This window comes from Brachyspira sp. (assembly GCF_029258575.1).
Lineage (GTDB): Bacteria > Spirochaetota > Brachyspiria > Brachyspirales > Brachyspiraceae > Brachyspira.
Window position 1 is genome coordinate 1 of record NZ_JARHYI010000010.1, and the last position, 8,040, is coordinate 8,040.

An 8,040-nucleotide genomic window follows, 5' to 3' on the forward strand; every position below is an offset into this window, starting at 1 on the left:
GGATACTGTAAGCTTAATTGATAATTTTTTGAATCTTTTGTGAAAGCTGGAAATATAGTAAAAAAATGGACTTAATAGCTTGCAATGATTTATGGTATATAAAAAACAATGAAAAATATTTAGTATACATATTATATTTATAGACGGTACTAAGATTAATTTACTTAAAGAAAATACTTTAATAAAAAATGGAGAGCTAAAGTAATAGAATTAAAATAAATAATAATAACTAATTTATGAATTTCAAAAATAAAGTTGTTTATAAAATATATCCTAAATCATTTATTGACAGCAATAATATCTTGTATAGAAGTAATTTATAACTATAAAGATATAAATGCAAAAAATAATATTAAAGATTCTATATTTAATTATTATAAAAATGTACTTGCATTTATAAGAGAATATAACGATGAAAAAATTTTAATTATAAAGAATTTTTATGCTAATGAATGCAAAGTAGATTTATATAATATTGATGTTGATATAAAAAATTCAAAATGTATTCTTTCAAATTATGATGATGATGAGATTAAATTAGAAACAATTTTTAAATTAAAACCTTATGAATCTATAATATTGTATTATAATGAATAATTTAATTTTTTACTGTTATATTAAAAGCCTTGTATGTACTAATATATACAAGGAATATTTTAATATATTATTTTTTCTTTGACAAACTTTATTTTTATTGTAATATTATTCTAAAACAAAATAATATTTTTATTATGAAAAGTGAAAAAAAAGATTTAAGAATAATAAAAACTCAAAAATTACTAAAAGAATCATTACTTGAACTTTTAAAAACTAATTCATTAAAAGACATAAGTGTAACTGAAATATGCGAACAGGCTATGGTTAATAGAGTAACCTTCTATGATCATTTTAGTAACAAAGAAGAATTATTGGATGCAGTTATAGAAGATATAAAACAGGATATTGTAACAAAACTTGATAATGATAATACTATATATGATTTCAAAAAAAATTATAGAAAGATATTAGAAAAGATTCTTGATTACTTTGATGATAATAAAAATTATTTTAATACATCATTAATAGATTATAATAATACATTACTATTTGTTTCATCATTATATAAAATACTTATAGATTATTTAGGTGAAACAATAAAAAATGATGATAATAAAAATAGGACAATAATGTCTCAATTTTTTTCAGGTGCTCTAGTTTCTGTAATATTCTGTTGGGTAAAGGATAATAACAAAATAAAGAAAAAAGATTTACTTGATAATATATGCAGTCTTCTTGCAAAATCATTTAAATAATTTGTACTATTTAAATTATAGTTTACATAATGTTTTTATTAAATATGTATTGATAATAATGATTTTTTATATATACTATATTATAATAAGTTAATAGGATATACTATGATAGATGTAGGAATTATAGGGGCAGGCGGCTGGGGGCTTGCACTTGCAAATATTTTTTCGGAAAAACACAATATTAAGATGTGGGTTCACAGTGAAAACAGCTATAAATTATTAAGCACTTCGTATAGAAATGATAATTATTTAGAAAATATAGAATTAAATAAAAATATAAAATTCACAATGGATATAGGAGAAGCTGTTAATAATAGTGAGATAGTTATAATAGTAACTCCGTCTTTCGCTTTTGCTGAAGCTTGTATCAATATAGAGCCTTATATAAGTAATGAACAAATATTAGTATCAGCAACAAAAGGTCTTGATAGAAAAACAGGAAAGACTATGAGTGAAGTAGCTAGAAGTATAATATCAGGAGATTTATCTATATTAACACTTTCAGGTCCTTCACATGCAGAGGAAACTGCTAAAGGAGTGCCTACTGCTGTAGTTATAGGAGGGGAGAAAGGGGTATCTGAATATGTAAGAGATACATTAACCGTTCCACCTAAATTTAGAATATACAATTCTACAGATCAAAAAGGGGTTGAAATAGGGGGAGCTTTAAAAAATATTATAGCCATTGCAGGAGGTATAGTAGATGGTCTTAAACTTGGCGATAATACCAAAGCTGCACTAATAACAAGAGGCTTACATGAAATAGTAAGATTTGCTTTAAGTAAAGGTGCTAGAATAGATACTATGTACGGTTTATCTGGAATAGGGGATTTAATAGTAACATGTTCAAGCGGACTTAGCAGAAACAATAGATTGGGAAGAGAACTCGCTAAAGGTAAGAAATATGAAGAGGTAATAGTAGAAAATCATGGTCAAGTTGCTGAAGGAGTATATGCTACTACTGCTGCTTATGAATATGCTCAAAAAAATAATATTTATATGCCTATAACAGAAGCAATATATAGTATACTTTTTAATAATGCTGACATACAAAATACTCTAAAAGAACTTATGAGTAAAGATGCTAAAAGTGAGGGATTTTTTTGATAAAAAATAATTATATTTTTAATATAGAATAAAATAGTACATTACAAATATAATTAATTTATATTAAGGATATTTAATACAAAAAATTAAACTTAATTTTTATAAAACTTACATCTTATTCATATAAAGTGTCTGCTGAACAACATTTTTTAATACAACAGAAGCTTTAGCATTATTTATATCTTTAAACTCTAACACTACATGAGTAATATTGTCTATATCCAAAATAAATTTTTTATTTTCTGAATTCGGATCTCCAACTTTTATTACACCTCTATAAACCATCCAGCCCTTTAATACTACATTCGCATAACCATTTTCTTTCAAATTTACATCGAAAGTGAAATAAGGACTTTTACTTTTATAATATCCAGCTCTATCCTTTAATGTTATAGCTTTTGGAATAGAAATAGTTTCTTTATTATGAACTTCTTCAGCTACTTCTGTCATTTTCAATGGAGTACTTTTACAAGATATAAAAGCTAATATTATTAATATAAGCAAATATTTCATATATTAAATATATAATTTTTTTTTACAAATTCAAGTTTTTTTTCTGCTTGAAAGAATATTATATTTAATATATTATATATCTACTTTAATTTTATAATAAATGAGGATATGTATTTTGAGTAAAAAATTAGATGAAAATAGAATCAAAGAAGGAGTCGGAGGACAGGCTGTTATAGAAGGTATAATGCTTAGAAATAAAAGTCATTATGTAGTTGCTGTTAGAAAACCTGATAAGCAAATAGATTTTATAAAAGCATCTGTGCCTGAGAATAAGAATAAATTAAGTAAAATGCCTTTCTTTAGAGGTATTGTAAATTTTATAGATATGATGAAGTTAGGATATAAAACATTGGTGTTTTCTGCTAATACTGCTGGTATTGAAGAGGAAAATAATAAAAAGAATAATAAGCCTAAATCAGAAAAGAATGATAATATAGCTATGACTATAAGTATGCTCATATCATTAGCTTTTGCCGTTGGGCTTTTTATAGCTTTGCCTTATTTCGTAACTACTTTAATTGGTATAGATGAAAAATCAAATTTTATTGTATTTAATTTAGTTAGAGGCGGAATTAAATTAGCTATATTCGTTTTATATCTTCTTATAATATCTTTCTTCAAGGATATTAAAAGAGTTTTTGAATATCATGGAGCAGAACATATGGTAGTTAATGCATATGAACATGGTCTTGATCCTGATAAAGGTAATATTAGAGATTATACTACTATACATCCTAGATGCGGTACTACATTTATGTTTTTAGTATTAACTGTATCAATACTGCTTTATATGTTTACAAGTTATTTTGTATATACTTATATATATGCATCTTATACTCCTGTTAAAATAGTTGGTAATTTAACTGTGTTAGCTATTAATATAATGCTTCTTCCTATAGTTTCTGGAATATCTTATGAAATATTAAAATTAGGATTTAAATTTTATAATTTTCCACTTATGAGACTTGCAATATTACCTGGGCTTCTGCTTCAAAAAATAACTACCAGAAGACCTCAAGATGATGAGATAGAAGTTGCATTATTTGCTTTAAGTAAATTATTAGATACATCAGTAGAAAATAGAACAGAAGAAGAGGTACAAGCTGATATTGAAAAGATTGCAGAAAATGATGCTGCTGTAGTAGAAAAAAAACTATGCGTATAAAAAAACGTTTAATAGCAAATGATAATTATTATGAATATTCCTCTAATTATATAAAAAAATATATAATTGCTGCATTTATAATTTTCATAATTTTTATATTTGTACTTATGTTTGTACATACAAATTATAGGGTAGTACCAGAAAAATCATATATGAGAAATGATACTCCTGTATTTGAAGGTAATATAGTATCCATTACAAATAGTAAAGGAATATATTATACAGGAGATGTTACAAATATACCAAAATCTATACAAATAAATAATGATATGACTGAAAATCTATATTTGTATTTATTTCATGATAATCATATAATATTTTGGAAGCTTTATAAATATGGATTAAAAAGATATTTTTCTTATTATGCTTTTAATATACTTGATGGAGATTCTCAATCATTTTTCATTAAAGAAAATGAAAAAGATTTTTTAGATTTTTATGATAATTTTGTAAGATCAAAATTTAAAAAGAGTGTAGGGGAATTCAATATAGAAATACCTAATTTTTATAATACAAAAATAAATTTAAAATCTTCTATTAGTAATTTAATAAATACAGAGTTTTCATTAAAATTCACAAATTACTCTGCATCTATGGTAAATTGGAGGCATAATAGAGCATTGTATACAGCATTTTATTATGGTATTCCCAATGGTTATTTAACAGTACCTGGAAGTGAAAATGCTATAACTGATACAAGCTCTGTCTTGGCAATAAATACAGTAGGAAGGGTTACTTCAAGATATAATCATAATATAACGGCAGCATTAGTTTATACTTCTTATACTACAGAACCAATACCAGTATTTATATATGATTCAAAGCCACAGTCCCAGAATTCTAAAATGATAAAATTTTTATTTAATAATAAATGGTATGTATATAAAAATTTTGAATCACATGAATATAAAGATATTATAGATTATTATTCTAAAGAAGAAGGATTTAGTTTTGTATTTACTGTTACAGGAAACTATTCATATGATTCTTTCGGAGGTTTTAGTAAAATAGATATGGAAACAGTAAAAGGTATATTAGATGGATATTTCACTATAAATAATGAACAATTCAATATTAATGGGAATGCTGTAAAAGAATTTGTTCATAGCGTATTTTAATCATTAGAGTATTATAAATGGCAGAAAATAAAAAATTTGTTAGATTATTTCAAATATATACTTCTTTGATATTAGATGGTTTTATAGATAAAAATAAACTTATAGATTCTAATAATATGTCTTTGAGAACAGCACAGAGAGATATAGAAGAAATACATAGATATTTACAGATAGATTTAATTTTGGAAAATGATAGATATATTGTAAAAAAAGAGCATTTGAAAAAATTAAAAAAAGGATTTAATTTTGATGATGATCTTAAAAAAAATGCTGATATATTATTTTCTGTTTTTATGAAAAAAATTAGTTCCAATCTATCTTTAATACCATATTCAACTATATCTAAACTTCTTCCAAAGAATATAGATAATGAATATTATGATGTTATAGTGATTGCCAATAATGAAATAAATAATATATCAGGAAATCCTGAAAATATAGATAAATTACTTTCTTGTGTAAAAGATTTGAATGATATAAGTTTTAATTACTATATACAAAGCAGTAATATAAATTATAAAGTTAAAGCTATTGCTTATCTTATTTATTATTTTCAAGGTATATGGTATTTGGTTGCTTATGATAATAAATATAAAAGAATAAAAACTTATTCTATAAGCAATATATCAGATATTGAAGTTATACAAAAATTAAAATTCAATAGTAATAAGGAAAAAGAAGAGTATTATACAGAATATAAAAATAGACTTAATAATAGAAACAAATTGATAAAACTAATAGAGAAAAAAAGAAGTATATATTGGAGCGATAATGATTTGATAAAAACTACTGTTTATTTTAATTCTGATGTTGCACATTATTTTAGAAACAGAGATTATGGATTCAATCAAAAAATAAAGAAAGAATTAGAAGATGGAGGAATATATATAAATTTTGATTTTTCATCTTTTACAGAATTTAGAATATTTTTAAGTCCTTGGCTTGGTTCTTTTAAAATAATATCACCTAAAAGGTTTAATAAGGAATTTATAGATCATTTGACAAATTCATTATCTATTATGAAAGATGAATAATAGGATAAATATATGATATCTATAAATTACTACGATAAACTATAAAGCATATCTCCGTATGTAGGAAGCTTCCAATATTTTTTAGATACTATTCTTTCTAATTCATCTATTGTAATTCTCATATTTTCTAAACAATCAAATATTTTATCTCTGTAGAATTTGGCTGATTTAGATATATCATTAATTTTTTTAGCTTCTTCAATATATTTTTCTAATTTTTCTAATTTATTATCCAAATCTAAAATTAGATTATTAACTTTATTAATTAATTTTTTTTCTACATCAAATTTTAATTTTAAATTTCTTTTTTTATCAGCAGTATTAGAAAGTTCTCCAGAATATTCCATAGAATAAGGTAGTATTTGCTTATGCACCATATCTATTAAAGTTAGAGCTTCTATATTAATTTCCTTAATATACTCCTCCATACTTATTTCATATCTAGAATGTATTTCTGCTTCTGTTAAAACTTTATGTTTTGTGAGAACTTCTATATTCTTTTTAGATATAAAATGAGGTAATGCTTCTGGTGTAGTTTTTAAATTAAATAATCCTCTTCTTGAAGCCTCTTTAACCCAATCATCAGAATAATTATTACCATTGTATATTATTCTTTTATGTTTCTTAAATGTTTCTCTTATAAGTTCATCAATATCTTTCTCTAAATTTCCAGATTTTTCTAATATATTAGCAAATTGAGATAAAGCTTCAGCTACTATAGTATTCATAATAATATTAGGTCCTGAAACGGATAAACTTGCTCCTACCATTCTAAATTCAAATTTATTTCCAGTGAATGCTAAAGGAGAAGTTCTATTTCTATCAGTTGTATCTTTTGTAAGTCTAGCCAAAGAATTAACTCCCATCTCCATTTCAACTTTTTCTTTGCTTTTATATTTTTTAGAATTTTCCATAGATTCAAGTATTTCAGTAAGTTCATCTCCAAGAAATATAGATATTATAGCAGGAGGAGCTTCGGCAGCACCTAATCTATGATCATTACTTGCAGTTGCAGTAGTTACTCTAAGAAGATCCTGATATTCATCAACAGCCTTGATTACAGCAACTAAAAACAATAAAAACTGTTTATTATTAGAAGGATTATCTGTAGGATCCAATAAATTTAACCCAGTATCTGAAGCCATAGACCAATTATTATGTTTCCCACTTCCATTTACTCCAGTAAAAGGTTTTTCATGAAGTATGCATGCCAAATTATGTTTTTCTGCAATTACTTTCATGAGCTCCATAGTTATTTGATTCTGATCTGTAGCCATATTTGTAACAGTAAATTCTGGAGCTAATTCATATTGACCAGGAGCAGCTTCATTATGTTCTGTCTTAGCAACTATTCCAAGTTTCCAAAGTTCATTATCAAGCTCTTTCATAAATGTAAGTACTCTAGGTTTAATAGCTCCAAAATAATGATCTTCCAATTCCTGACCTTTAGGCGGACAAGCTCCGAATAAAGTTCTTTTACAATATCTTAAATCAGGTCTTTGTAAATACAAATCTCTATCTATTAAAAAATATTCTTGTTCTGCACCTACTGTAGTAAATACTCTATTTATATCATTATGTCCAAATAGTTTTAATATTCTTTTAGCCTCTTTTTCTATTACTTCCATTGAACGAAGTAGGGGAGTTTTTTTATCCAAAGATTCACCACTGTATGAACAAAAAGCACTAGGTATACATAAAGTATCATCTTTTATAAAAGCATAAGAGGTAGGATCCCAAGCCGTATAACCTCTAGCTTCAAATGTAGCCCTGAGCCCCCCTGATGGAAAACTAGATGCATCAGGCTCACC

Annotated in this window: 8 protein-coding genes; 6 read left to right on the plus strand and 2 right to left on the minus strand. The window is 24.9% G+C overall.

The window, feature by feature from the left end:
* Window positions 1-285: 285 nt before the first annotated feature.
* The 3 genes from Q1J76_RS00805 (at window position 286) to Q1J76_RS00815 (ending at window position 2,399) form a co-directional block, all read left to right on the plus strand.
* On the plus strand, window positions 286-597 hold the full coding sequence (locus Q1J76_RS00805) for an alpha-glucosidase C-terminal domain-containing protein (protein WP_300365421.1): 312 nt from the start codon (window positions 286-288) through the stop codon (window positions 595-597).
* Window positions 598-731: 134 nt separating this feature from the next.
* Window positions 732-1,292 (plus strand): TetR/AcrR family transcriptional regulator, encoded by a 561-nt coding sequence (locus tag Q1J76_RS00810; RefSeq protein WP_300365424.1) that lies wholly within the window; start codon window positions 732-734, stop codon window positions 1,290-1,292.
* Window positions 1,293-1,397: 105 nt separating this feature from the next.
* A complete protein-coding gene (locus Q1J76_RS00815) occupies window positions 1,398-2,399 on the plus strand; it encodes an NAD(P)H-dependent glycerol-3-phosphate dehydrogenase (protein ID WP_300365427.1) in 1,002 nt (333 codons plus the stop codon).
* Window positions 2,400-2,507: 108 nt separating this feature from the next.
* Here the strand turns inward: Q1J76_RS00815 and Q1J76_RS00820 are convergent, their stop codons facing one another.
* Window positions 2,508-2,912, minus strand: coding sequence for a hypothetical protein (locus Q1J76_RS00820; RefSeq protein WP_300365430.1), 405 nt, complete (start codon window positions 2,910-2,912; stop codon window positions 2,508-2,510).
* Window positions 2,913-3,027: 115 nt separating this feature from the next.
* Here Q1J76_RS00820 and Q1J76_RS00825 point away from each other — a divergent pair, with 115 nt between their 5' ends.
* Genes Q1J76_RS00825 through Q1J76_RS00835 form a run of 3 tightly spaced genes read left to right on the plus strand, consistent with a single transcriptional unit; the run spans window position 3,028 to window position 6,229 of the window.
* Window positions 3,028-4,077 (plus strand): DUF1385 domain-containing protein, encoded by a 1,050-nt coding sequence (locus Q1J76_RS00825; protein WP_300365433.1) that lies wholly within the window; start codon window positions 3,028-3,030, stop codon window positions 4,075-4,077.
* The gene (locus Q1J76_RS00830) at window positions 4,068-5,195 is read left to right on the plus strand and encodes a hypothetical protein (RefSeq protein WP_300365436.1); all 1,128 of its coding nucleotides are present in this window, start codon (window positions 4,068-4,070) and stop codon (window positions 5,193-5,195) included. Before Q1J76_RS00825 ends, Q1J76_RS00830 begins: the two co-directional genes overlap by 10 nt.
* Window positions 5,196-5,212: 17 nt before the next feature.
* Entirely contained in the window at window positions 5,213-6,229 is a 1,017-nt protein-coding gene (locus tag Q1J76_RS00835) for a WYL domain-containing protein (protein ID WP_300365439.1), read from the plus strand.
* A 29-nt stretch (window positions 6,230-6,258) separates the two neighbouring features.
* Here Q1J76_RS00835 and Q1J76_RS00840 read toward each other — a convergent pair.
* The coding region (locus Q1J76_RS00840; protein ID WP_300365442.1) for a glutamine synthetase III family protein at window positions 6,259-8,040 on the minus strand (1,782 nt) is incomplete at its 5' end.